General features: G+C 36.3%; 25 protein-coding genes. 8 read left to right on the forward strand and 17 right to left on the reverse strand.

From position 1 onward, the window contains the following. Positions 1–15 precede the first annotated feature (15 nt). Together Q2U82_RS08835 and Q2U82_RS08840 are read left to right on the forward strand one after the other, a co-directional pair. Positions 16–3,675, forward strand: a complete 3,660-nt coding sequence (locus Q2U82_RS08835; RefSeq protein WP_410004514.1) for a metallophosphoesterase — start codon at positions 16–18, stop codon at positions 3,673–3,675. Positions 3,676–3,778: 103 nt separating this feature from the next. Continuing rightward, a complete protein-coding gene (locus Q2U82_RS08840) occupies positions 3,779–4,048 on the forward strand; it encodes a GNAT family N-acetyltransferase (protein ID WP_410004515.1) in 270 nt (89 codons plus the stop codon). 69 nt (positions 4,049–4,117) lie between these two features. On the opposite strand, the gene Q2U82_RS08845 is transcribed toward Q2U82_RS08840, so the two are convergent. Both Q2U82_RS08845 and Q2U82_RS08850 read right to left on the reverse strand, forming a co-directional pair. Further along, positions 4,118–4,249, reverse strand: a complete 132-nt coding sequence (locus Q2U82_RS08845) for a hypothetical protein (protein WP_262510803.1) — start codon at positions 4,247–4,249, stop codon at positions 4,118–4,120. Between the two features lie 38 nt (positions 4,250–4,287). Further along, positions 4,288–4,446 carry a lmo0937 family membrane protein gene (locus Q2U82_RS08850; protein WP_014781235.1) on the reverse strand — a complete coding sequence of 53 codons (159 nt, stop codon included), beginning with the start codon at positions 4,444–4,446 and terminating at the stop codon, positions 4,288–4,290. Positions 4,447–4,605: 159 nt separating this feature from the next. Here Q2U82_RS08850 and Q2U82_RS08855 point away from each other — a divergent pair, with 159 nt between their 5' ends. Then, positions 4,606–5,406, forward strand: a complete 801-nt coding sequence (locus tag Q2U82_RS08855) for a class I SAM-dependent methyltransferase (RefSeq protein WP_410004516.1) — start codon at positions 4,606–4,608, stop codon at positions 5,404–5,406. A 43-nt stretch (positions 5,407–5,449) separates the two neighbouring features. Here the strand turns inward: Q2U82_RS08855 and msrA are convergent, their stop codons facing one another. The 3 genes from msrA to Q2U82_RS08870 all read right to left on the reverse strand — a co-directional run bounded on the left by msrA (position 5,450) and on the right by Q2U82_RS08870 (position 8,113). Next, positions 5,450–6,121 carry a peptide-methionine (S)-S-oxide reductase MsrA gene (gene msrA, locus Q2U82_RS08860; protein WP_410004517.1) on the reverse strand — a complete coding sequence of 224 codons (672 nt, stop codon included), beginning with the start codon at positions 6,119–6,121 and terminating at the stop codon, positions 5,450–5,452. 111 nt (positions 6,122–6,232) lie between these two features. Next, complete coding sequence (locus Q2U82_RS08865) at positions 6,233–7,015, reverse strand: zinc ribbon domain-containing protein (protein ID WP_410004518.1); 783 nt, start codon at positions 7,013–7,015, stop codon at positions 6,233–6,235. A gap of 3 nt (positions 7,016–7,018) precedes the next feature. Then, positions 7,019–8,113: a Nif3-like dinuclear metal center hexameric protein gene (locus tag Q2U82_RS08870; protein ID WP_410004519.1), complete on the reverse strand. Its 1,095-nt coding sequence runs from the start codon at positions 8,111–8,113 to the stop codon at positions 7,019–7,021. Positions 8,114–8,216: 103 nt separating this feature from the next. On the opposite strand from Q2U82_RS08870, the gene lpxK reads away from it, so the two are divergent. Next, the gene (gene lpxK, locus Q2U82_RS08875) at positions 8,217–9,224 is read left to right on the forward strand and encodes a tetraacyldisaccharide 4'-kinase (protein WP_410004520.1); all 1,008 of its coding nucleotides are present in this window, start codon (positions 8,217–8,219) and stop codon (positions 9,222–9,224) included. Here lpxK and Q2U82_RS08880 read toward each other — a convergent pair whose 3' ends face one another. From Q2U82_RS08880 to Q2U82_RS08905, 6 genes are all read right to left on the reverse strand, one after another. Next, positions 9,225–11,471 (reverse strand): response regulator, encoded by a 2,247-nt coding sequence (locus tag Q2U82_RS08880; RefSeq protein WP_410004521.1) that lies wholly within the window; start codon positions 11,469–11,471, stop codon positions 9,225–9,227. It lies immediately after the preceding gene. A 29-nt stretch (positions 11,472–11,500) separates the two neighbouring features. Beyond that, positions 11,501–12,499 (reverse strand): type I glyceraldehyde-3-phosphate dehydrogenase, encoded by a 999-nt coding sequence (gene gap / locus Q2U82_RS08885; protein WP_410004522.1) that lies wholly within the window; start codon positions 12,497–12,499, stop codon positions 11,501–11,503. Between the two features lie 14 nt (positions 12,500–12,513). Then, on the reverse strand, positions 12,514–13,386 hold the full coding sequence (gene lipA, locus Q2U82_RS08890) for a lipoyl synthase (RefSeq protein ID WP_410004523.1): 873 nt from the start codon (positions 13,384–13,386) through the stop codon (positions 12,514–12,516). Positions 13,387–13,535: 149 nt separating this feature from the next. Further along, positions 13,536–14,102: an RNA polymerase sigma factor gene (locus tag Q2U82_RS08895; RefSeq protein WP_410004524.1), complete on the reverse strand. Its 567-nt coding sequence runs from the start codon at positions 14,100–14,102 to the stop codon at positions 13,536–13,538. Beyond that, the gene (locus Q2U82_RS08900) at positions 14,093–15,187 is read right to left on the reverse strand and encodes a glycosyltransferase (protein ID WP_410004525.1); all 1,095 of its coding nucleotides are present in this window, start codon (positions 15,185–15,187) and stop codon (positions 14,093–14,095) included. The genes Q2U82_RS08895 and Q2U82_RS08900 overlap by 10 nt, the downstream gene beginning before the upstream one ends. A gap of 46 nt (positions 15,188–15,233) precedes the next feature. Next, positions 15,234–15,458 (reverse strand): membrane or secreted protein, encoded by a 225-nt coding sequence (locus Q2U82_RS08905; protein WP_410004526.1) that lies wholly within the window; start codon positions 15,456–15,458, stop codon positions 15,234–15,236. Between the two features lie 90 nt (positions 15,459–15,548). Here Q2U82_RS08905 and Q2U82_RS08910 point away from each other — a divergent pair, with 90 nt between their 5' ends. Then, complete coding sequence (locus tag Q2U82_RS08910) at positions 15,549–16,175, forward strand: fasciclin domain-containing protein (RefSeq protein ID WP_410004527.1); 627 nt, start codon at positions 15,549–15,551, stop codon at positions 16,173–16,175. On the opposite strand, the gene murB is transcribed toward Q2U82_RS08910, so the two are convergent. Both murB and Q2U82_RS08920 read right to left on the reverse strand, forming a co-directional pair. Continuing rightward, on the reverse strand, positions 16,172–17,185 hold the full coding sequence (gene murB, locus Q2U82_RS08915) for a UDP-N-acetylmuramate dehydrogenase (RefSeq protein ID WP_410007150.1): 1,014 nt from the start codon (positions 17,183–17,185) through the stop codon (positions 16,172–16,174). The two genes, Q2U82_RS08910 and murB, sit on opposite strands and share 4 nt — an antisense overlap. Further along, positions 17,185–18,375, reverse strand: coding sequence for a pyridoxal phosphate-dependent aminotransferase (locus Q2U82_RS08920; protein ID WP_410004528.1), 1,191 nt, complete (start codon positions 18,373–18,375; stop codon positions 17,185–17,187). Before Q2U82_RS08920 ends, murB begins: the two co-directional genes overlap by 1 nt. Positions 18,376–18,561: 186 nt before the next feature. On the opposite strand from Q2U82_RS08920, the gene Q2U82_RS08925 reads away from it, so the two are divergent. Then, positions 18,562–19,818, forward strand: coding sequence for an aspartyl protease family protein (locus Q2U82_RS08925; protein ID WP_410004529.1), 1,257 nt, complete (start codon positions 18,562–18,564; stop codon positions 19,816–19,818). A 57-nt stretch (positions 19,819–19,875) separates the two neighbouring features. Here Q2U82_RS08925 and Q2U82_RS08930 read toward each other — a convergent pair whose 3' ends face one another. Continuing rightward, positions 19,876–20,271, reverse strand: a complete 396-nt coding sequence (locus Q2U82_RS08930) for a DUF1573 domain-containing protein (protein ID WP_410004530.1) — start codon at positions 20,269–20,271, stop codon at positions 19,876–19,878. A gap of 128 nt (positions 20,272–20,399) precedes the next feature. On the opposite strand from Q2U82_RS08930, the gene Q2U82_RS08935 reads away from it, so the two are divergent. Together Q2U82_RS08935 and Q2U82_RS08940 are read left to right on the forward strand one after the other, a co-directional pair. Continuing rightward, positions 20,400–23,030: a valine--tRNA ligase gene (locus Q2U82_RS08935; RefSeq protein WP_410004531.1), complete on the forward strand. Its 2,631-nt coding sequence runs from the start codon at positions 20,400–20,402 to the stop codon at positions 23,028–23,030. Positions 23,031–23,131: 101 nt separating this feature from the next. After that, a complete protein-coding gene (locus Q2U82_RS08940; protein ID WP_410004532.1) occupies positions 23,132–23,374 on the forward strand; it encodes a hypothetical protein in 243 nt (80 codons plus the stop codon). Here Q2U82_RS08940 and Q2U82_RS08945 read toward each other — a convergent pair whose 3' ends face one another. Genes Q2U82_RS08945 through Q2U82_RS08955 form a run of 3 tightly spaced genes read right to left on the reverse strand, consistent with a single transcriptional unit; the run spans position 23,375 to position 25,114 of the window. Further along, entirely contained in the window at positions 23,375–23,641 is a 267-nt protein-coding gene (locus tag Q2U82_RS08945; RefSeq protein WP_410004533.1) for an acyl-CoA-binding protein, read from the reverse strand. It abuts the gene before it with no gap. Then, positions 23,641–24,291, reverse strand: a complete 651-nt coding sequence (locus Q2U82_RS08950; RefSeq protein ID WP_410004534.1) for a phosphatidylserine decarboxylase family protein — start codon at positions 24,289–24,291, stop codon at positions 23,641–23,643. Before Q2U82_RS08950 ends, Q2U82_RS08945 begins: the two co-directional genes overlap by 1 nt. Beyond that, positions 24,281–25,114, reverse strand: a complete 834-nt coding sequence (locus Q2U82_RS08955; RefSeq protein ID WP_410004535.1) for a phosphatidate cytidylyltransferase — start codon at positions 25,112–25,114, stop codon at positions 24,281–24,283. Before Q2U82_RS08955 ends, Q2U82_RS08950 begins: the two co-directional genes overlap by 11 nt. Between the last annotated feature and the right edge of the window lies 1 nt (position 25,115).

Raw genomic sequence — 25,115 nt, forward strand, 5'->3', positions numbered from 1 at the left:
TTTAGCTCAATTTTCATGAAAAATTTATTTTTAGTATTTATAGCGCTTGTTGTAACCTCCTGTGCCACATTTAAATTCACACCCGAAAGTGGATTGGAGACCGATGTGAAGGACATTGATGCCAAAACCACAAATATTTTTTTAATTGGAGACGCAGGAAAACCCGATGAAGATGGTTCTGCGCCCAAAGCATTGCGGGTAATGGAACAGAAATTTACAAAAGCAGGCAAAGAAGATGTTCTGTTGTTTTTGGGAGATAATATCTATCCCAAAGGGTTTCCCACAAGCGATGGCAAAAAAGCCGATGAAGCAAAAAATGTATTGCAACTTCAAACTGATATTGCAAAAAAATTTCCCGGGAGGGTAATTTTTATTCCTGGAAACCATGATTGGTTCAGTGGCGTAAAAGGATTGAAAAACCAAGAAAAAATGATTGAGGATGCTTTGGGGAAAAACACTTTTCTGCCAGAAAACGGCTGCCCAATAGAGAAGGTGAATCTCAGTGAAGATATTGTTTTATTAATAGTAGATTCGCAATGGTACATTACAAATTGGAATAGGCATCCAACAATCAATGACGAATGTGAATATAAAACACGGTCTCTTTTTTTAGAAGAATTTAGAAGCGAAATTAAAAAAGCGCGAGGCAAAACTACTTTAGTGGCCATACATCATCCAATGTACAGCAACGGCCCACACGGCGGACAATATAGTTTTGTTGATTTTATGAAACCGTTTCCAGGTTTAGGAACTTTGAAGAATATAATTAGAAACACCAGCGGTATTTCTAATGCAGATTTATCAAACCAATTTTATAATGATTTACGAAAGAACCTAGTTGCAGCAGCTCAATTCAATGAAAACGTTATTTTTCTTTCAGGTCACGAGCACAACTTACAATTTATAACTTCAGATAATTTAACGCAGATTATTAGCGGATCTGGATCAAAAATAAATCCACTCAGAGTTAGAAATAAAAATCAATTTGGTTTGGGAGTGAATGGCTATGCATTGTTAAATATTTATAAGGACAACGCCTCTAATGTTCAGTTCATTGATGCCAATTCTAATAATGTCTTTTTTAGAAAAACAATAAAAGGAGCAAGTAAGCGTACCAATATAGCGTACCCGAAAACTTTTAAGGATTCTATTTCGGCTTCTGTTTATACCCCAGAGGAAACCCAAAAATCAGGTTTTTATAAATTTCTTTGGGGCGAACGTTACCGAAAATATTTTAGCACAGAAGTAAAGGCTCAAACTGTGGATTTGGACACGCTCTACGGAGGGTTAAAACCAATAAGAAAAGGTGGTGGGTCACAATCCATATCCTTGCGGTTAAGAGCTTCTGACGGCAAAGAATATGTAATGCGCGCCGTTGAAAAAAGTGCTACTCAATACATTCAGTCCTCTTTGTTCAAAGATAATTTTGTAGAAGGACAATTTGATGATACCGCTTCTGAAAAACTTGTGAAAGATGTTTTTACGGGTTCTCACCCCTATGCTCCATTAGTGGTTGGAACATTGTCTGATGCTATTGGAGTGTATCATTTAAATCCGCGATTATTCTATATTCCAAAGCAAAACGCTTTAGGAGATTTTAATAATGAATTTGGCGATGAACTTTATTTGCTTGAAGAACACGCCTCCGATGGACATACTGAACTTGCCGGTGGTAAATTTACTGGAGATATAATTAGCACAATGGATATGTTGGAAGAGCTACATTCAGATGAAGATGTGGTTATTGACCAAGAAAGTTACATTCGGGCGCGATTGTTTGATATGCTCATTGGCGATTGGGACAGGCATCAAGATCAGTGGCGCTGGATGGAATTCAAAGAAAATGGAAAGAAGGTTTACAGACCATTACCAAGAGATCGTGATCAAGCATTCTCTGTTATGTCCGACGGATTTATGCTTGGCGCAGGCGTTACACTAATACCTCTAGCAAGGCTTTTACGAAAATACAGTCCAGATTTAAAAGATGTGAAAGGTGTAAATATAGAGCCTTATCCATTAGACATGGCTTTTTTGGTAGATATAGATAAAAGGGTTTGGGACAAACAAGTAAATCTTATAACAAACAACCTAACCGATAGTGTTATAGATCTCGCTTTTTCAAAAATGCCTAAAGAAGTGCAGGATGAAGGCGTGGAAAAAATAAAAAACACCTTGAAACAACGCCGTGCTAATCTTCAAAAAATTTCAGATAGATATTATAAGCTTACTGCTAAGTATGGAGTGCTCACAGGAACTAACAAAGACGATTATATTAAAATTGATGCAGATGAAACTGGAGCGGTAACAGTAGCAATGTTTCGAAAAAAAGATGATACCATTAAAGATCGCTTTCATTACAGGAAATATTCACCTAAAACAACAAAAGAAATATGGATTTATGGTTTGGATGACGACGATACTTTTGAAGTAATAGGGAAAAGTAAAAAAATAAAGATTCGATTAATTGGAGGTCAAAACAATGATAATTACAAAGTTTCTGAAGGAAAGAATATTCTTATTTATGATTATAAATCAAAAAAGAACGATTTGTCTGAAGCTAAAAAAGCCAGAATAAAACTTACGGATGATTATGAAACCAATGTGTATAATTATAAAAAACTAAGAAACAATACCAATCAAATTATCCCTACTATCGGTATAAATCCTGATGATGGGTTAAAAATTGGTGTTTCAGATATCTACACGGTTTATGGGTTTGAGCGTAATCCTTTTACAAGTCAACATCAATTAAAATCAGCGTATTATTTTGCAACCAATGGGTATGAATTAAATTATAGTGGAGAATTCGCAAATGTGATAAAGAAATTGAACTTTATTTTAGATTTAAATTTCCAAAGCCCCAATTTCACGCAAAATTTCTTCGGTTTTGGCAACGAAACAATCAACTATGATGATGAATTAGAAGAAGATTACAACCGTGTAAAAATTAGAAATTTTTCTGTTTCTCCCAGATTGGTATGGAACTCACAACGAGGAAGCACAATAAGTTTAGGCGCTACATACGAAACAATAGAAATTGATGACACAGAAAATCGCTTTATAGATAACAACCCTGAATTGCCTAGTTATGTATTTGATGAAGTTCAATTTGCAGGAGCAAACACAAATTTTGAATTCAGTAATTTTGACAGTAAGGCATATCCAACTATGGGGATGTTGTTCAATGTTAACATTGGCTTTAAAAACAATTTAGATCAAAGTAGCAGGAATTATGGTTATTTAATATCAAAATGGAGTATTGCACATAAACTTATTTCTTCAGGAAAATTGGTTTTGGCAACCACGCTTAAAACACATCTTAATTTTGGAGATGATTATGAATTCTATCAAGCAGCAAATATTGGAGGAACAGATGGCTTGCGCGGCTATAGAAACCAACGCTTCACTGGGAAGCGCGCATATTATCAAAATACTGACTTGCGTTATTCCTTCAGCAATATAAAAACACCATTAATTCCCATTAAAATTGGGATATACGGAAGCTTTGATTATGGAAGAGTTTGGCTTCCAAATTTTGATTACTCTGAAAAATGGCACAATAGCTATGGGGGCGGATTCTTTATTAACGGCGCAGATTTAATTTCAGCCAATTTAGGAGTTTTCAATTCTGATGATGGATTACGGGCTGCGTTTGGCTTAGGCTTTGGGTTTTAAATATTCCAGAAGAGTTTAAAAGAAATTTTGATAAAAAAATAAACAAAACCCTCTCATATTTTTTGTATTTTTATGTGTCTATAACCTCTAATTCACAATTGGAATGCGCGTAATTGATAACAAAGAAATGAATAGGTTTGAGACCGAGATTGATGGTTATAAAGCCATCATTGAATATTCCGTAAAGCCTGGTGTTTTGTCTCTAAACCATACTGAAGTGCCAAAAGAACTTTCGGGGCAAGGTGTGGCCAGTGAGATGACAGAAAAGGTTTTGCTTCAGATAGAACTTCGTGGGTTGAAAGTGATTCCCGTTTGTCCTTTCATAAAAAAATATATTGAAAAGCATCCCGAATGGAAATCTATTGTGATGTAGGGGGCTAAAAAAAGAAAAACCCTCTCAAGAATAATTGAAAGGGTTTTTAACTATAAATTTTGGAATGAATTAATCTACTGCATCTTCAATATCATCCGCTACATCTTCAATTTTGTCTCCAACTGTTTTCTTTTCGCGGCAGCTTACAAAACTAGTGCTCATTAAACCTGCGGCAAATAAAATTAAGAATACTTTTTTCATAATGATTTGTTGTTTAGAGATTAAGAATTAGTTTTAAATTAAGGTCTGCGGCCAGTAGCCAATCGATATAAAATACCAATAATTGCTAATACCAGTAAAATGTGAATTAAACTTCCAACAGCTTCACCGAAACCGAAATAGCCTACCAGCCATCCTATAATAAGAAGTACTACAATTAACCAAATGATGTCACCCATAATATTAAGTTTTTAAAGTTAGTATCCTTAAAACTACAATAAAACCCTTCATTTTTCATTTTTTTTAACCGATGTTTAACGAAATATGTAAATAAATACGAAAAATGTTAGTGAATGTGTTTTTTGAGTTAATTTTCTATTTTTAAAAAAAATTACTATATGAAAAATTTCGAAAAATTTGAAACAAATAGAAAGACGTGGAATTCCAAAGTTGCCATCCATGTTGAAAGTGAATTTTATGACATGCCGAATTTCAGAAGTGGAAAAACGTCATTAAATAAATATGAAATAGATGCTTTAGGTGATATTTTTGATAAAAGGCTATTGCATCTTCAGTGTCATTTTGGGCAAGATACATTGAGCTTTGCAAGAATGGGGGCTAAATGTACCGGGGTTGATATTTCAGATGAAGGAATTAAACTTGCACAAAAATTGAACACTGATTTGAAACTCGATGCAAATTTTGTTTGTTGTAATGTTTTGGACACTTCAGAATATATTTCAGAGAAATTTGATGTCGTTTTTACCAGCTACGGAACTATAGGTTGGCTTCCAGATTTAAAGCCTTGGGCCAAAATGATTTATGAAAGATTAAAGCCTGGAGGATACTTTTATATAGTTGAATTCCACCCCATTGCTTGGATGTTTGATTATAACGTTTCACCACCCGTTATGAAATATGGCTACCAACAAAAAGAAGCTATATATGAAGAATACGAAGGAACTTATGCAGACCAAAATTCAAAAATGGTGAGTAAGGAATACGGATGGAACCACAGTTTGGGTGAAGTGATTACTTCTCTTTCCAAAGCTGGACTTCATATTGAATATTTGAAGGAACACGATGCCTCACCTTATGATATTTTCCCAGGATTGATAAAAAATGAGCAAGGGATGTTTGAGCTCGAAAATAAAATATACCCCTTAATATTTGAATTAAAGGCAATAAAAAAAACCTAACAGATTTTTATAATCCGTTAGGTTTAAATTTTGGTGCTTTTAATTAATGATTTTGTGTTTTCTTCAACAATTCCGGAAATTTCTCCTTAAATCTATTTAAACGAGGAATGGAAACGTTTTGTATGTAAGGGTTTTCAGGATGATTCTTTTCATAGTTTTGATGGTAGTTTTCAGCATCCCAAAATTTTTGGAACGGTAAAACCTGTGCAGCAACTTTATCACCGCCTAATTGCTTATTTAGCGCTTCAATTTTTTCATTAATTATTTTCTTTTCGTCATCGTTTTGATAGAAAACTATAGAACGATATGAAGCGCCGTGGTCAGGGCCTTGACCATTCACTTGGGTTATGTTTTGTGAGCCAAAATATACATCGACCAACTGACTGAAACTTATTGTTTCTGGATCATATATAACTTCAACGGCTTCAGCATGATCGGCATGGTTTTCGTAGGTTGGGTTTTTCGTTTTTCCTCCACTATATCCAGAGATTACTTCTTTTACACCTTCCACGCTTTCATAAATGGCTTCAACACACCAAAAACAGCCACTCGCAAAATAGGCTTTTTTTAGACCATTAACAGATTCAGTTTGAATTGGAGATTGTTCTTTTTGTGCGATAGCTTCTGCCTCTTTATTTTTTTCATTTGAAGGTTTGCAGGCACCTTGAAGTGAGAATAGGAAAATGCTTACAATTAAAACTGTGATTCTTTTCATTTTGATTGTTTTTTTAGAATTGGTCTTTAAGAACTAAAAAACCTTTCAACTAAATTATAAAAAAAAGCCTCCACTATATGTGAAGGCTTTGATATTATTGCTTTAGAGTGCCTATTTTAGTTTCGCAAACAAAGTTTCCATCTTTTCGCGTTCCTCATTTGCAAGATCTGGATCTACAAGAATACGACCACTATGCTCATCAGTGATGATTTTTTTGCGACTGGCAATTTCCACTTGTACTTGCGGTGGAATAATAAAGAATGAACCACCAGAAGCACCGCGTTCAACGGCTACAATTGCAAGTCCGTTTTTTACATTGTTACGGATTCTTTTATATGCCTTAATGAGGCGTGGCTCAATTAGAGCTTCATAACTATTGGACTCCTTTATAAGCGTTTGTTCTTCTTTTTCAGTTTCTTTCAGAATTTCGTCAAGTTCACCTTGTTTGTGTTTCAAGTGTTCAGAACGCTCTTCAAAACGACCTTTGGTTTCTTCAATAACAAGACTTTTTTGCTCAATTTGAGCACGGTATTCTTTAATATTTTTTTCAGCTAGTTGAATTTCAAGTTCTTGGAATTCAACTTCTTTGCTCAAAGAGTTATACTCGCGGTTGTTGCGAACGTTGTCTTGTTGTGCTGAATATTTTTTGATGAGCGCTTTTGACTCTTCAATATTGTTCTTTTTTTCCTTGATTTGGTCTTCAATTACCTCAAGATCAGCCTTAAGTTTTTCCAAGCGGGTGTTCATTCCTGCCACTTCGTCTTCAAGATCTTCAACTTCTAGTGGAAGTTCACCACGAACACTTCTTATTTCATCAATTCTGGAATCAATAAGCTGTAGGTCATACAAGGCTCTTAACTTCTCTTCAACAGTAACTTCGGTTTTTGTTGCCATAAATTATAAATAGCTAATAGGATTGGTATTTGTTTGTGATAAAAGGACTGCAAAATTAGTAATTTTTTTCTTAAGGAAAGAATGTAAAAGGTCTTTTGTGAACTGTTCGCTTTCATAATGGCCAATATCTGCCAAAAGTATAGTGTTTTCGGCCTTAAAGAAGTCGTGATATTTAAAATCTGCTGAGATAAAAGCATCGGCGCCAGCTTTTTTTGCTGCATCAATGGCAAAACTTCCGCTTCCGCCGAGCAAAGCAACTTTTTTAATTCGTTTTTTTAGCAATGTTGAATGGCGAACGCAATCTGTATTCATTGTTTTTTTCAGAAATTTCAGAAATTCTTTTTCATCCATCTCTTTTTCAAATTCACCAATCATCCCCATCCCCAAATGTTGATTTTGGTTTTCAAGGGTAGTTATTTCATAAGCTACTTCCTCATAAGGATGAGCTTCAAAAAGAGCTTTTAAAATCCTGTTTTGAAGGTGTTTTGCAAAAGTGATTCCTATCTGTGTTTCTGTTTCAAAATGGATTTCGCCTTTTTTTCCTTTTACAGGATTTGAAGCTTCATTCCCTTTAAAACTCCCGCTTCCTTCAATGTTAAAGCTGCAATTTTCATAATTGCCGATACTTCCGGCGCCTGATGAGAATAAAGCGTTTCTAACTTTCTCAGCATCCTTTAAAGGAACAAAAGTGATGAGTTTTTTGATGGTTTCATTTTGTGGAATCAAAACTCTTCGGTTTTTTAAACCAAGTTTTTCGCAAATCATTGCGTTCACGCCATTCCACGAATTGTCTAGCGCGGTATGGTTTGAAAATATGGCAATATCATGCTTTATTGCTTTTTGAACCACACGTTCCACATAGGTTTTTCCCGTAATTTTTTTCAATCCCGAAAAAATAATGGGGTGGAAACTCACGATTAGATTACAGTTTTTTTCTATAGCTTCATCAACCACATTTTCTAATGTATCCAACGTTACCAATATTCCCGAAACAGTTGCGTTGGTATCGCCAACCAATAATCCTGTATTGTCAAAATCTTCGGAATAGGAGAGTGGCGAGAGTTCTTCAAGCAGCGCAATGATATCTTTTACATTCATTTTTTACATTTTGAGTAAAGATAATAGTTTGCTGAATTTTTATCGGCTTCTATTTTTATTTTAAACCAATCCTCATTTTCAGCGGAATTAGTACTTTCGTTAAATGAATTTTCTGCGCAAGTTATTATTTCCTTTTTCTCTTTTGTACGGGGGTATTACTGCGCTTCGTAATTTTCTTTACAATAAAGGATTACTAAAAAGTAAAGGTTATGATTTTCCAGTAATTTGCGTGGGAAACCTTTCCACCGGCGGCACAGGGAAATCACCAATGATTGAGTTGCTGGTTTCTTTTTTAAAAGATAGTCATAAAATAGCTGTATTAAGTCGCGGATACAAACGAAAAACTTCGGGTTATCTTGAGGTTTTAGCAGATAGTATGGTTGAAGAAGTTGGCGACGAACCTCTTCAATTTAAAAAGAAATATCCTGAAATAACTGTTGCCGTTTGTGAAGATCGTCAAACTGGAATTGAAAAGCTTAAAAAAATAGCAGATGTGGTGTTACTAGACGATGCTTTTCAACATAGAAAAGTGAAAGCTTCGTTCAATATCTTGCTCACTTCTTTTGACAAATTGTATAGTAATGATTGTATATTGCCCACAGGAAATCTACGTGAGCCTAAGTTTGGAGCAAAACGCGCAGATATTATTGTAGTTACAAAATGTCCTGAAAGTCTTGAAAATTCGGAAATGGAAGCTATAAAGCGAAAACTGAAGCCAAAACCACATCAAGAAATTTATTTTTCAAAAATTGGGTACAGCTCTGAAATTAAAAACAAAACAGAATCGAAACCGCTTTCATACTTAAAAAACCAGACATTTCTTTTGGTTACTGGCATTGCCAATCCAAAACCTTTGGTTGAGTTCTTGAAAAATGAAGGGTTGAATTTTGAAGAAAAGTCATTTCCGGATCATCATAATTTCACTGCTTCTGAAATTGAAGTGTTAAAAAAGCATAGTTTGATCTTGACTACTGAAAAGGATTTTATGCGGTTGCATCCAATTACAAGCGCAACAGAAATTTATTATTTACCAATAAAAACGGTAATTTTAAACGAAGCTGAAAGTAGTTTCAAAAGAAGAATAGAGCGGGAAGTTAATTTGAAAAAATAATTACTTGACCAAAAAATCATTGCTGCGCAGTACCCTGTTTATTTTCTCGAAAAAGTCTTCAGCCTTAAATGGTTTTGGAATAAATTCATTGAAACCTGCTTTGTAGAAATTCTCTAGATTCTCTTCGATGGTAATAGCGGTAAGTGCAATAATAGGTACGGTTTTATTGAACTCACGAATTTTTTTGGTTGCCTCAATTCCGCTTATTCCCGGCATGTGAATATCCATTAAGATAATATCAAAATCTTCTTCTTTGGCAAATTTTATGGCGTCCATACCGTTATCCACAACCGTACAGACCATTTTTTTCTTCTCAAGAATTTTTTTGGTGATCATTTGGTTGATTTTGTTGTCTTCAACAATCATCACCGTTTTATTATCAAAAAGAGTATTCTCAAAAACAACTTCAATATCGTTCAGATTGGTTTCTAAACCATTGTCCTCTGCAATATCATAATTTATATTGAACCAAAATTTAGAACCTTCACCCAGTTTACTTTCCAAAAATATTTTACTCCCCATAAGTTCCAAAAGGTTTTTAACAATGGAAAGACCTAATCCGGTTCCGCCATATTTCCTATTGATTTGAAGTGAGCCTTGAGAGAAAGATTCAAAAATGGTATTCTGTTTTTTCTTTGAAATACCGTCTCCAGTATCTTCAACTTCAAAATGTACCACCACTTTTTTTGCATTCTTTTCAGCATTTTTTACACGAACCCAAATATCTCCATTTTCAGTAAATTTAATTGAGTTGCTAATTAGGTTGATAAGAATTTGGGATATTTTAAGTGAATCGCCAATCACTTCATTGGGAAGAGTATTGTCATATTCATAATGAATAGTATTGTTTTTTGATTCTGCTGATTTTTTTAAAGCTGTGAGTACACCGTCTATTCTCTTTTTCAAATGAAAAGGAACTTTTTCAATTTCCACCTTATTGGCTTCCAGCTTGTTAAGATCAAGGATGTTGTTGATGAGCGAAAGCAAATATTCCCCGGAAAATTTGAGGGAATTTAAATGCTCTTTCTGTTCGGGCTTTGGGTCTTCTTCCAAAAGTAAATGCGTCAATCCAGTAACCGTATACATTGGCGTTCTAAGTTCGTGGGTTATGGTTGAGAGAAATAGTGCTTTGGCCTGTGAGGCTTTTTCGGCATTTTCTTTTGCTTCTTGCAGCTCCGTATTTTTGTCCTGCAACAGCTCGTTTGCTTTTGCCCTTAAATTATTGTTTTTATACAGTGAAAGCGTTAATAAAGAAAGTATCAGTATTAAGGCAATGCTCAGCCAGCCCGTAAGTTTTCCCAGAAAAAGCGATTTGTCTTTTTTGGTCAAGTCGTCTTTTTGACTTGCAATGGTTTCTTTTAAATCACCAATTGCAGATTCTGCCTGAATTCCACGTTCAATTGCTTTTAGATGAATTTGTTTCAAGGAATCCTTTTGGTGTAGATAAAACTTCAATTCTTCCTCTGCCTGAGCACCTCTTTTTTCAGCGATTAAAATCTGGGAATTAATACGGTGATTTTCAACCAAAAGTTTTGAATATCCCTGCGAATAGGAAATTTCTGAAACTAATTTTATAAGTTGTTTTGCTTCAATAAGTGGGTTTGGATAGGTTTCAGGATTTATAAGTGAAAGAGCATCTGCAAGATTGCTGTATGCGGCTACCTCTTGATAGAGAAGTTCCTGTTCCTTGAAACCTTTTGCCGCTAATTTAAAATTTTCTATTGCAGCCTTGTAATTTCCCAGCTGAAGTTCTAATAAACCTTCGCCATAAATAGTATTAACTTTACTCTTTTGGTCGTTAAGTTTTGTGTAAATTGAATCTGCTTTTGTTAAATATGACTTTGATTCTGAATATTTTCTAGTTGAAATAAGGATGACAGCATAAAGATTGTAAACCTTTGCAAGTTTGTAATCGTTATTATACGTTTCTGCACTTTTTATGGCCATTAAAGCTTGTTCCGCCGCTTTTCCAAAATATTCCAAATTGTAATAAAGCTCTGCTATGCTTAACTCAACATCTGGTTTATAGCTTCTATATTTAGGTAACATTGCCAGTTTATTGGCATCGTTCAAGCTTTTTACGGCTTCAATAAAATCTTCCTTTTCTATGGCTTTTGTAGCGTTATATTGAAGTTGTTTTATAGCTACAATGGTATCCTTTATCTGTAGTGAAAAGGATTTTGTTGAAAACAGTGCACACACAAGAAAAGGTACGATTATCCTGTATTTCAAAAACAATTGGCGCATCGGTTAGTTTAAAGGGGCAATAAATATAGTTATTTCGCAGAAATTCTTTCAATTAAATCTATAATTCTGGATGAATATCCAATTTCATTATCATACCATCCAATGATTTTCACCATTTTACCCACCACTGAAGTCATTCCAGCATCAAAAATACAGGAATGTGTATTCCCAACAATATCTATTGAAACGATTGGGTCTTCGGTATATTCAAGGATTCCAGCTAGAGAATTTTCGGATGCTTTTTTAAAAGCAGCGTTTATTTCTTCAATGGAAACTTCTTTTTTCACATTTACCGTTATATCTGTCAAAGAACCATTTGGAACGGGAACTCGGATTCCGCAACCGCCAATAACATCAGAAAGCTCTGGGAAAATTTTGGTCAAAGCTTTTGCCGCCCCCGTAGTTGTTGGAACAATGGATTGTCCAGCGGCACGTGCACGACGTAAATCTCTGTGCGGTTGGTCATGCAAGCTTTGGTCTGTGGTATAAGAGTGGACAGTAGTAATATATGCTTGCTCAATACCGCAAAGCTCGTTGATTATTTTTAGCATTGGTGCGGCATTGTTAGTGGTACATGACGCATTGGAAATAATTAAATCTCTTGAATCGAGAATAGAATCATTTACGCCTAAAACAACAGTTTTAATATCGTCATCCAATGGTGGAACTGAGAGAATTACTTTTTTAGCGCCGTTTTTTAAATGGTTTTCAAGTTGTTTTTTGCTTTTGAATTTACCCGTACTTTCAATAACGATATCAACATTTTCCCAACGGACGTCTTCTATATTTTTTTCCGAAGAAAACTTCACTTTCTTTCCGGCAATAATGATTTCGTTTTCTGAATGTGAAATTTCTTCCTTTAAAACACCGTGAATGCTGTCATATTTTAAAAGATGGCTCAGTGTTTTTGTATCTGCTAAGTCGTTTACAGCAACAACCGCAATAGATGGATGGTTCAGTAATAATCTGAAAAGATTACGACCAATGCGACCAAAACCATTTATGCCAACAGTTGTTTTTTTTTCCATTTCAGAAATACTATTTAGGTGAGGTGTTTTTGAGCTTTATAGGAAGAACGAACCAAAGCACCGCTTTCCACATGGCGGAAACCCATTTCTAGCCCAACAGTCTCATATTTTTTAAATTGTTCCGGAGTAATAAACTCTTTAACCGGAAGGTGTTTTTTTGAAGGTTGCAGGTATTGACCGATGGTCAAAATATCCAAGCCAATATTTTTTAAATCTTCCATTGTTTTAAAAACCTCTTCTTCCTTTTCGCCCAAACCTAACATAATGCCACTTTTGGTTCGTGGCATTCCAGATTGCTTTAAATAATTTAAAACCTCAAGACTACGCTCATATTTTGCCTGAATGCGAACTTCGCGTGTTAACCTTTTTACGGTTTCCATATTGTGGCTTATCACTTCGGGTTTTACGGCAATAATTCGGTCTATATTTCTAGTGTTGCCCTGAAAATCTGGAATTAAGGTTTCCAACGTAGTTTCAGGGTTCATTCTGCGGATTGCCTTAACGGTTTCGGCCCAGATAATAGAGCCCATATCCTTCAAATCGTCACGGTCAACAGAGGTTACAACTGCGTGTTTTATATTCATCAACTTTATGGATCGTGCTACTTTTTCGGGTTCGTCCCAATCAATGGTTTCGGGACGTCCGGTTTTTACGCCGCAAAAACCACAGGAACGGGTACAGATGTTTCCCAAAATCATAAAAGTTGCAGTTCCTTCACCCCAACATTCGCCCATATTTGGACAGCTTCCAGAGGTGCAGATAGTGTGAAGCTTATATTTTTCTACCACACCGCGCAGTTCGGTATATTTTTTCCCGGTGGGAAGTTTAACGCGAATCCATTTTGGTTTTGGTGTGGGCTTTTGAATTTCCAAAGTTTCTGTGCTCATAAGGGAAACAAAAGTACGAAAATGAAAGTCGAAAAAAGAACAAAGAAAAAGAGAAGAAAGAAAAAAGACAAAATTGTAAATTGGTAATTGAAATTTTTAATCTATAAAAGCTTTTACCCCAAAATCCATAGCGGAATGGTTGTGGACTTTCATTCTTTTTTGGTGATAATTTCAGCAAGCAGTTTTCGTGCGCGAAGGAGCCTCACTTTTATGTTATTAAGCGGTTCTTCCAATGTTTCAGAAATTTCATTATAGCTCATCTCCTGAAAATAGCGAAGGTTAATTACATCTTGGTAATGAGGTTTTAGTTGTTTGATGTACCTTAAAAGTTCAGCAAGATTTTGCTCTCTAATTAATTTGTCCTCTGGAGTGGGTGAGTGGTCTGGAATTTTTTGAACCTGCTCGTTAGAAGCATCTGTGGTATTTGAATAAATAGATGCGTTTTTTTTCCGTGTTTTGTCTATTTGGATGTTTTTTGAAATAGCAACCAGCCAAGTGGAAAAAGTGTAGTTTTCGTCAAAAGTTTCAATCTTGTCAAAGGCTTTGGCGAAGGTTTCAATAGTTATATCCTCGGCTTCATGTTCATTTCGAACTCTTTTTAGCTGAAAACCATAAACTTCGTTCCAATAATAATCAAGCAAAAATTTGAAAGCGCCCTGCTTTCCTTTTTTTGCTTTCTCAATTTGGTGTGCTATTTCTTCCGAAGTTATTTCCATCGCGAGTTTTTTTCGCTGCTGTTGGAAATAAAGATACTTAATTGATTGAAGATTAAAAACAATTCATAAAAAGGAATAAATGGCACCAAATCCTGTTCCTTTAGTTTTTTGGCAGCGTTACCAATGATTAAATACTGAAAAGCAATCCGCATTACGATAATGCCTAGTCCAAAAGCCCAGAAATCAGTCAATAAAATAAAAGGAGCCAATAGCCAAAACAATAAATTAAATCCAAAATAAACCGCCAAAAGAAAACGATGTTTTGGTTTGTAAAGTTTTGCAGTGGAATAATGTCTTTTTTTCTGAATAAGCCATTTTTTCTTCTTTTTCTTCGGAAATGAATAAGTAAATGAGTCTGGCTCTATAGCGATGGCAACATTTTTTGAAGTAGCGGCTTCATTCACAAAAAGATCATCGTCACCCGAAGGAATTTTAATGTGACTCATAAAACCTTTATTCTCATAATAAAGATTGCTGGTATAGGCTAAATTGCGGCCCACGCCCATATATGGGTTTCCTGCTTTTGCGTAAGAAAAATATTGAATCGCCGTCATCAAGGTTTCAAAACGGATTAATTTGTTCAAAAATCCGGGGCGTTTTTCATAAGCTCCATAACCCAAAACCAATTGTTTTTCATCCGAAAATTTATCAGCCATTATAGTTAACCACTCCGTTGATGCTGGATAACAATCTGCATCTGTAAAAACAAGCCTCGTGTTTTTTGCTCTTTTAATACCAAGGGTTAAAGCGTATTTTTTATTGGCCCAAAAAGCTTCGTTGTTTTTTACATTAACAATTTGGATGCGCGAATCATTTTCTGCAAAACTTTCCATTACCTCCAAGGTTTCATCAATGGAAGCATCGTTTATAAGTATAATTTCGAAGTTGTTGTAATTCTGCTGTTGCCAAAGCGGAATATTTTTTTTAAGATTTTCAGCTTCGTTTTTGGCACAAATAATAAGGGATACGGGATATTTTTCCGAAATATTTTTTTCGGAAATTTTTAAAAAAGCAAGTTTTGAAAAAAAAAGGTAATAAACACAGTTAATTAACGCGACCGCGCCAAAAACGTAAAGTAATACCATAAAAATCTACGGTTTTAGATTGTTGACTAGTTTTTGGATTTGGTGTTTATTTGGAATTGGAAGTTTCCAATTTATGGCTATCCTCTGAGCAGTTTTTAAACTGGTCTGGAGTTTTTCCACAATAACCGCAAGATTGACCCTCTTTGTTCAAAAAAGGACTTTGACTGGCACAGGTTCCAGCAAATTTTCCGTCCTTTTTGGCCCATAGTTTTATTGCGATACCAGCAACTGCAAGTAATAATAATGCTAACGTAATAAGTAAAAGTTTCATAACTATAAATTAGACTGCAAAAATACAATCTTTCTTGTTGTTTTGCTCGGAATTTAAGTATTTTTAGGCTCCATTTTAAATAATTTAATGATGCCAAAACCATTCACTTTTCTATTGATTTCTATGTTTGCCTTGTTGGCGTTTTCTTGTAAAAATGAAGCACAGGATGCTCAAAAAAAAGGAGGTGAAAGTGCTGTTGTGGATACTGTCCAGAAGCCGCCCGTGAAAAGAGCTCTTAAAAAGGACCTGACACCGGAAGATATTGCTGTTATAAAAAGTGTAATGGCTCGCATAATGAACGAACCACAGTTAAAAAAATATGCAAGTTATTTGGTAACTGCCGGAATGGGAACAGTGCTTTCAGAAGATAAAGGTCCGTTTACTGTTTTTGCACCTTCATCGGCAGCATTTGAATCACTGACAGCTGAAAAAAAGAAGTTTTATGCCACACCGGACAATAACCCGAAGTTGGAAGAAATGTTGAAATCATACATAGTTCCGGGGAAAATGGATAAAGTAACTTTACTGCAAGCAATCAATAAAAGTGGAAAGACAAAATTAAAAACACTTGCTGGAGTTACTTTAACAGCTACAAAATCTGGTGAAGATATTATTATTTCTGACGGAAAAGGGGCGAGCGCTAAAGTGTTGAAAGGTAGTGTTGAAGGTTCAAACGGTGTAATTTATGTTTTGGATGGTTTGCTGAACGAAAACTAAAAAACGTTCACTTCCGGTTCAATAAATATTCCTGTCATTTCCTTAACGCTTTTTTGGATTTCCATGGCAAGGTTCCAGATTTCTTTGCCAGTTGCGCCTCCATAATTTACCAAAACCAAGGCTTGATTTTTATGCACTCCAGCATCACCAAAACGCTGGCCTTTAAAACCTGCCTTTTCAATCAGCCAACCTGCGGGAATTTTAAATTCTGTAGGTGAAACTTCGTAAAAAGGAGCTTCGGGAAAATTTCTTCTAAATTCCTGAAAAGTTTCCGAATCCACAACAGGATTTTTAAAGAAACTGCCACTGTTTCCCAATACTTTTGGATCGGGAAGTTTGGATTGGCGAATGGCAATTACCGCTTCGGAAATATCCTTTATTGAAGGGGTTTCGATATTTTTATCGGCTAAAATTTTTTGAATATCGCCGTAAGAAATACTTGTTTTGTGATTGTTTTTGGTCAGTCGGAAAGTAACGCTGGTAATAATGTACTTTCCCTTCGCCTCATTTTTGAAGATGGAATTTCGGTACTCAAATTCACATTCTTCTTTTGTGAATTTTCGTTCTTTTAAAGTTTCAATTTCAAGAGTATTGCAACTTTCAATCGTATCTTTCAACTCTACGCCATAGGCGCCGATATTTTGAATGGGCGCCGTACCAACGTTTCCAGGAATCAACGAGAGATTTTCCAAACCGCCAAAATCTTTCGCAATAGAATATTGAACAAACTCATGCCAATTTTCACCGGCCATCGCTTTTACCAAAACTTCAGTTTCGGTTTCTTTTAAAATTTCAATTCCCTTTAAATTTATGTGAAGAACAAACATATCCAAATCATCCGTCAACAGCATATTGCTGCCACCGCCAAGAATAAAAAGTTCCTCGGAAGGTTTTTCGGATAGCGCCTGTTTCAGTTCTGCTATTGTTTCAACCGAAACAAAATAACGCGCGTTGCAAGCTATGCCAAATGTATTGTGATTTTTAAGCGATTTGTGCTCTTCAATCCGCATCAATCCTTATATTTTTGAAGTGCAAGTTTTAAGATTTCCACTGCGCGAACAAGGCTTTCCTTTTTCAAAACATACGCAATTCGCACTTGGTTCAAACCAACGCCAGGACTGGAATAGAAACCTGCGGCGGGAGCCACCATAATCGTTTCGCCGTTGTCATCAAATTCTTCCAAAAGCCACTGTGCAAAAGCATCGCTGTTTTTTACAGGAAGTTGCACTATGCAATAAAAAGCACCTTTTGGCTCGCCAACCTGAACACCGGGAATGGCTTTTAGTGCTGCGACCAAAGTGTTTCTTCTGTCTTGATATTCCGTGATTACTTCGTCAAAATAACTTTGTGGGGTTTGTAGTGCCGCTTCACTTGCAATCTGTGCAAAGGTGGGCGGACTCAAACGTGCCTGGGCAAATTTTAAGGCAGTAGCAATAACTTGTTTGTTTTTTGAAACCAAACAACCAATGCGCGCGCCACACATACTGTATCTTTTTGAAACCGAATCAATAATGATCCCGTTTTCGGCCATACTTGGTTCCTCGAGAATTGAATAATGTTTGTAGCCGTCATAGGTGAATTCACGATATACTTCGTCAGCCACCAAAAACAAATCGTGCTTCTTTACAATTTCCGCCAAAGTTTGGATTTCTTCTTTTGAATAAAGATAACCGGTTGGATTTCCAGGGTTGCAGATAAGGATTGCCTTGGTTTTAGGGGTTATCAGTTTTTCAAATTCTGAAATTGGAGGAAGGGCAAAGTTGTCTTCAATTTTCGAAATTACCGGAACAATCTTTACGCCGGAAGCTGTTGCAAAACCGTTGTAATTGGCATAAAATGGTTCGGGAATAATTATTTCATCGTCAACATCTGCAATACTTCCCATTGCAAAAAGAAGCGCCTCGCTTCCGCCTGTGGTTACAATAATATCACTTGCCTCAACGGGAATGTTGTTTTTGTGATAATAGCCAGCTATTTTTTCTCGATACTCTTGGGAACCTTCAGAACGGGTGTAGGCAAGAATCTCCAAATGGTGGTTTGCCACAGCTTCCATTGCAATGTCTGGCGATTTGATATCAGGCTGACCAATGTTTAAGTGATAAACAGTTTTATTTGCTTTATAGGCTTTTTCGGCGTAGGGAACCAGTTTGCGGATAGGTGATTCCGGCATGTTTTTCCCTTTGTGTGAAACTGAAGGCATAGTGAATTTATTTGCCACAAAGTTGCGAAATATATTTTATAATTCCATTGTGCCTATATCAACATTCACCTTTTTTTTATACCTTCAATTGTTTTTAATTCAATTCTTAAAGATTTGCATAAAACTTGGTTTTTTCTTTTGGCAATTTGCTTTTGTGCTTCAATTTCGGCTCAATCTAGTTTTTTTTTGCAAAACGGTAAAAAGAAGAGCCGAATTCCATTTAGATTGGTAAATAACCTGCCTATTATTGAAGTGGATATCAATGGTACGCCGCTTTCTTTTATTCTTGATACTGGTGTAAAATCTACAATTCTTTTTAGTTTGGAAGCAGCGGATAGTATCCAGCTTCGGAACACTTTTCCTGTGCTTTTACAGGGTTTGGGTCCAGGCGGTACTGTAAATGCACTAAAAAGCCTAAATAACAAAGTAAAAGTTAAAGATGCGGTAGACTGGAATCACTCACTCTATATAATATTTGATAGTTCACTCAATTTTTCTCCACGGATGGGCATTCCAATCCACGGCATTTTGGGAAATGACTTTTTTCAAAATTTTATTGTTAAAATTAATTATACTTCGAAGGTGATAACTGTTTATGATCCTAAAAAGTATTCTTTAAAAGCCTGTGCAAAATGTGAAGATTTACCGTTAAATTTTGTTGGAAGTAAACCTTATATTTCTTTAAAAGTTATTTCTGAAGAAAAGCAGGAAGATGTTAAACTGCTTGTAGATTCAGGCTCTAGTGATGTTATATGGCTTTTTGATCATGATTATTTCATCAGTGAATCTCCAAAAAATTACTTCAAAGACTTTTTGGGATTAGGCCTTAGTGGCAACATTTTTGGTAAGCGTGCCCGAATTCCTGAACTTATGGTCGGTAATTATCATTTAAAGGAAGTGAATACCTCATTTCCCGAAGAAGATGCGATTATGAAAGCGCGTTATTATGAGGATCGGGACGGCAGTGTTGGCGGCGGGCTGTTAAGTAGATTTACCGTTACTTTCGATTATGGAAATAAATTAATTCGCTTTAAAAAAAACAGTAAATTCAATGATCCTTTCAACTATAATATGAGCGGGATAACGCTGGAGCATGACGGTATGGAACTGGTGAAAGAGAAACGTCGAGCGCCAGTATTTTCAGACAGAGCAAACCAAAACGATAATTTTACCAGAAGTAGCGTATCCATAACAACTGAAGTTCATTTTTCGCTGGTCCCAAAATATGTTGTAGCTGATGTGCGTGAAGGCTCTCCAGCTGCTTTGGCTGGAATTGAAAAAGACGATGAAATAATAAGTATCAATGGAAAGCCCAGTTATGAATATGAACTCTACCAATTAATTGAAATGTTTTCGTCTGATGAAGGTAAAAGAATCTATATAGAGTTTAAAAGAGGGGCTTATACAAATAAGGTAAAATTTTACCTGAAAAGTGTTTTTTAAAAAAAAATCCGGCTGAAGTCAATTGCTCCAGCCGGATTTTATTTTAAGTAAAGTTTTCTAGCTTTTTTCAAGAACACTACTAGAGTCGCTCATAACTTCACCTTTTATTTTTAAGGCCACCATAGGCTCGCTGGCATTAGAATAAACGGTAACGGTTTTTCTGATTGGGCCAACACGGTTGGTATCATACTTAACCTGAATAGTGCTGCTAGCGCCAGGTGCAATGGGACCGTCCGGTTTTTTAGGCACAGTACAACCACAGCTGGACTTTACATCACTAATAATAAGCGGGGCATCGCCAGTGTTAGTGAACTCAAATACGCGAACGCCGTCACTGCCTTTTGCGATAGTGCCATAATCCACGGTGTCTTCCTTGAAACTAATTTTTGCTTGTTGCGCCTGTGCGGCAAAACCGATAAAGGCAACAAGAGCCATAAGAGCTAATTTTTTCATGATTTTGTGTTTTTAATGATTGCTAAAGTATATAACTTTTGAACAACAAGCAAAATAACTTATTCACTTTTATTATCCTTTAGATATAATTACTTTTGCAACTCATAGTACAAATACCAGACCAAAGTATGGCTTTAGAAGCAAAATATAATGCAAAACAGATTGAAAACAAGTGGTATAGCTACTGGATGGAAAACCGTTATTTCCATTCTGAAGTTGATGAAAGAAAGCCATACACCATCGTCATCCCTCCGCCAAATGTTACGGGAGTTTTGCATATGGGCCATATGCTCAACAATACCTTGCAGGATGTTTTGATTCGCCGTGCACGTTTGCAGGGTTTTAATGCTTGTTGGGTACCTGGAACAGACCATGCATCCATAGCAACCGAAGCAAAAGTGGTTGCAAAATTGAAATCTGAAGGGATTGATAAAGCAAACCTTTCTCGCGAGGAATTTTTAGAACACGCTTGGGAATGGACGCACAAACACGGTGGAATAATTCTAGAGCAGTTGAAGAAACTGGGCGCCTCCTGTGATTGGGACCGAACCAAATTCACGATGGATGAAGAAATGTCTGCCTCCGTAATAAAAGTATTTGTGGATTTGTACAGAAAAGGAAACATTTACCGCGGCTACCGTATGGTTAATTGGGATCCGCAGGCAAAGACCACCCTTTCTGACGAAGAGGTTATTTACGAAGAAAAGCAAGGCAATCTCTATTATCTAAACTATAAAATTGAAGGTAGTGATGATACCTTAACCATCGCCACCACGCGCCCCGAAACCATTTTAGGCGATACAGCAATCTGTATAAACCCAAATGATGAGCGCTTTGCGCACCTTCGCGGTAAAAAAGCAATAGTTCCTGTTTGCAACCGTGTAATTCCTATTATTCAAGACGAATATGTAGATATTGAGTTTGGTACAGGTTGTTTAAAGGTAACTCCTGCACACGATGAAAACGACAAAGCACTTGGCGATAAGCACAATCTTGAAATAATAGATATTCTCAATGATGACGGAACTCTAAACAGTTTCGGTCTGCATTATGAAGGAAAAGATCGTTTTGTGGTTCGCAAGGAAATTGTAAAGGAACTTGAAGCAATGGGTGTGGTTTCAAAAATTGAAACCCATATGCACAAAGTTGGAACGAGCGAGCGTACCGGCGCAGTAATAGAGCCAAAATTGAGCGACCAATGGTTTCTTAAAATGAAGGAACTTGCACAGCCCGCCTTAGATGCTGTTCTTGAAAAGGACGTAAATTTAGTTCCCGAAAAATTTGTAAATACCTATCGTCATTGGATGGAAAACGTGCGCGATTGGAACATCTCTCGCCAACTTTGGTGGGGACAGCAAATTCCGGCCTATTTTTATGGCGACGGAAAGGAAGACTTTGTAGTTGCTGAAAACATTGATGAAGCACTTCAACTTGTAAAAGAAAAAACAAACAACCAACAATTAACTGCCAGCAACCTTAAACAGGACCCTGATGCGCTGGACACTTGGTTTTCCTCGTGGTTGTGGCCTATCAGCGTTTTCAACGGAATCTTGGAGCCGGATAATAAAGAAATAAATTATTACTATCCAACAAACGACCTCGTTACTGCTCCCGAAATTCTTTTCTTTTGGGTAGCGCGAATGATTATCGCGGGTTATGAATACAGAAACGAAAAACCTTTTACAAATGTGTATTTAACAGGAATTGTTCGTGATAAGCAGCGCCGTAAAATGAGCAAATCGTTGGGAAATTCACCAGATCCAATAGATTTGATGGATACTTACGGTGCCGACGGTGTTCGTGTGGGGATGCTTTTGAGTTCACCTGCAGGAAACGATTTAATGTTTGACGAAGACCTTTGCAAACAGGGAAGTGCCTTCGTCAACAAAATTTGGAACGCTTACCGTTTGATTGATGGCTGGGAAGTTGATACCGAAAAGAACCAATCGCAAAGTGATGTTATTGCATTAAAATGGTACCGCAGCAAATTCCAAAAAACGCTTGCCGAAATTGAAGATCATTACAGCAAATACCGCATCAGCGATGCGTTGATGTCAACCTATAAATTGGTTTGGGATGATTTCTGTTCATGGCTTTTGGAAATGGTAAAACCACCTTTTGGCGAAAAGATTTCTGAAAAAACGTATCTCGAAGTAATTTCGGTTTTGGAAGATAATTTAAAAATATTGCATCCTTTCGTGCCTTTCATTTCAGAAGAAATTTGGCAACACATTACCCAGCGCGACATTTCCGAAGCTTTAATTATTTCAAAATGGCCAAAAATGGAATCTTTTGATGAAAAAATTATTAAAGACTTTGAATTCGCTTCCGAAGTAATCTCAGGGATCAGAACCATTCGCAAAGAGAAAAACATTTCCTTTAAAGATACAATCGAACTTTCTGTGTTGAATAACGACAATGCTTCAAAAGAGTTTGATGCCGTAATTTCAAAACTCGGCAATATTTCAGAATTAAATTACATTTCTGAAAAACTTGATGGAGCGCTTACATTCCGAGTAAAAAGCAATGAATATTTCATCCCTATAGCTGGCGCCATAAACGTTGATGAAGAAATAGCAAAGCTTTCCGAAGAATTGAAATACACCGAAGGTTTCTTAAAAAGCGTTCAAGGCAAGCTTAAAAACGAGCGTTTTGTTAGCGGCGCCCCTGAGCAAGTTGTTGCTTTGGAAAAGCAAAAAGAAGCAGATGCACTAGCCAAAATTGAAACATTGAAAGCTAGTTTGGCGGGTTTGCAATAAACGCTAAATGCCGTTAAAAACTCTTAATTTTTTATAAAGCCAGGTTAATTATTTCCTTTTGAAAACCTTTTGCCCGTAACTTGTTTAAAAATTAAACAATTATGGATCAGGCAAAGTATAATGAAATGGAGACGATGCTTCACAAATTGGAAGACATCAAAAACAGTCAAAAAAGTATTATTGACAAAATTAACCACGTGATCACAGATCTTTTTCAACATCCTGATAAAGATTTAGAAAAGGCAATGGAAGCCGCCCATGAACGCGCTTCAGAAAACGTTGACAAAATTCGGGAAGCTATTGAGGATTACGAAATAAAATTCAACAAGGCGCAGCAGGCCTAATTATTTTCGGTACAAAAAATATTGGTTAACTGCCTCAATATAGAGTTGTTTTGCTTCGTCCTGGGTAAGTCCGCGTGTTTGGAAAAGGGCATTGGTCTTAAACGCCGAAATATGTGGTTTGCCGCCGCTCGGGATGTCAGCATCATTAGTGGCTCTTTTGTAGTATGCGTAAAGCCGTAATAAAATATCTGCAGGAAAAGGTTCCGTGTGTTCATTGATGCTCTTCACGGCATTATTAAAGGCTATATCAAGCTCTTCTGAAGTCATTATTTTTCGGCAATAATTGAAATTCCTCCTGTAACTTTTTGGTTCAGGGTTACTTTTATTTTTGCATCAAGTGGAAGGAAAATATCCACACGTGATCCAAATTTTATAAAACCACTGTCCGAGGCCTGGTCTACCTCTTGGTTCACTTCGGCGTAATTCACGATTCGTTTGGCCAAAGCGCCGGCAATCTGTCTGAAAAGGACGTCTCCGAAAGTTTCGTTATTTACCACTACCGTGGTGCGCTCGTTTTCTTCGGAAGATTTTGGGTGCCAAGCCACTAAAAATTTACCGGGATGATATTTGCTGTAAACAACCTTTCCGCCCACGGGATAACGCGTTACGTGAACATTTATAGGGCTCATAAACACAGAAACCTGCAATCTTTTATCGTTAAAATATTCCTTTTCAAAAACTTCTTCAATAACAACAACTTTTCCGTCTACAGAAGAAAGCACTTGTTCTGGATTTACCAAAAAATTCCTTTTCGGATTTCTGAAAAACTGCAAAACCAATAGCAAGAGTAGTGTCAGTGAAATAATAATACCACCGCGAATGGTTGGGTTTTCAACAAATACATTTGCCAAAAGGCTAAGCCCGATAACAATTACCAGTGCTATAAAAATAATTTTAAAACCTTCTTTATGAAACATTGTCAACAATTAATAAAAATGCATAAACAAATGGACTGGCGTAAATTATACTGTCCAACCGGTCATATAAACCGCCGTGGCCTGGCATAATGATCCCGCTATCCTTAACACCGGCTTGTCTTTTAAATTTAGATTGGATCAAATCTCCAATAGTTCCAAAAATAGAGACTATGATAGCCATTGCTATCCAAATCCAAAGAGGATACCTTTCAGCATCCATCGGGCTATAGTTTTCTAACACTTTAAAGATAACAAATCCTGCCAAAAGAGCACCCAACAAACCACCTACAAAACCTTCTATTGTTTTTTTTGGCGAAATACGTTCCAAGAGTTTATGTCTGCCAAAGTTTTTTCCGATAAGGTATGCAAAAGTATCGTTGCTCCAAACCAAGACAAATACTGCTACTATAATTTCTGGCATAAATCTACCGTCAATATTCATTATTGGTATAAGGGTAAGAAAAACAAAACCACTGATAATGTAGAATATCACAGTTATGTATTTTTTCTTTTCGAACATTGGAATTTTGCTTGTCCACAACACATCTTTCAATAAAAAAAGATTGACAAAACCACTTAAAATTAAAAGAAGATAAATGGCATTTTCCGCAAAAACGTTATAGCTTAAAAAGTAAAAAGAGGCTGCAAGCAGAAAGTAGGCAAGATAGCTGGTGAGATGAATGAGTTTTAAATATTCGCTTAAAGTGATAACTGCAAGTACGAAAAAAAGTCCCATAAACCATTCGCGCGAAGTGAACATTGCAAAAATGATGATCGAAATGTATAATACGCCCGAAAGGGTCCGCACGAGAATTTCCTTCATA

This window comes from Aequorivita nionensis, from assembly GCF_046352995.1.
In the GTDB taxonomy this organism is placed as follows: domain Bacteria; phylum Bacteroidota; class Bacteroidia; order Flavobacteriales; family Flavobacteriaceae; genus Aequorivita; species Aequorivita nionensis.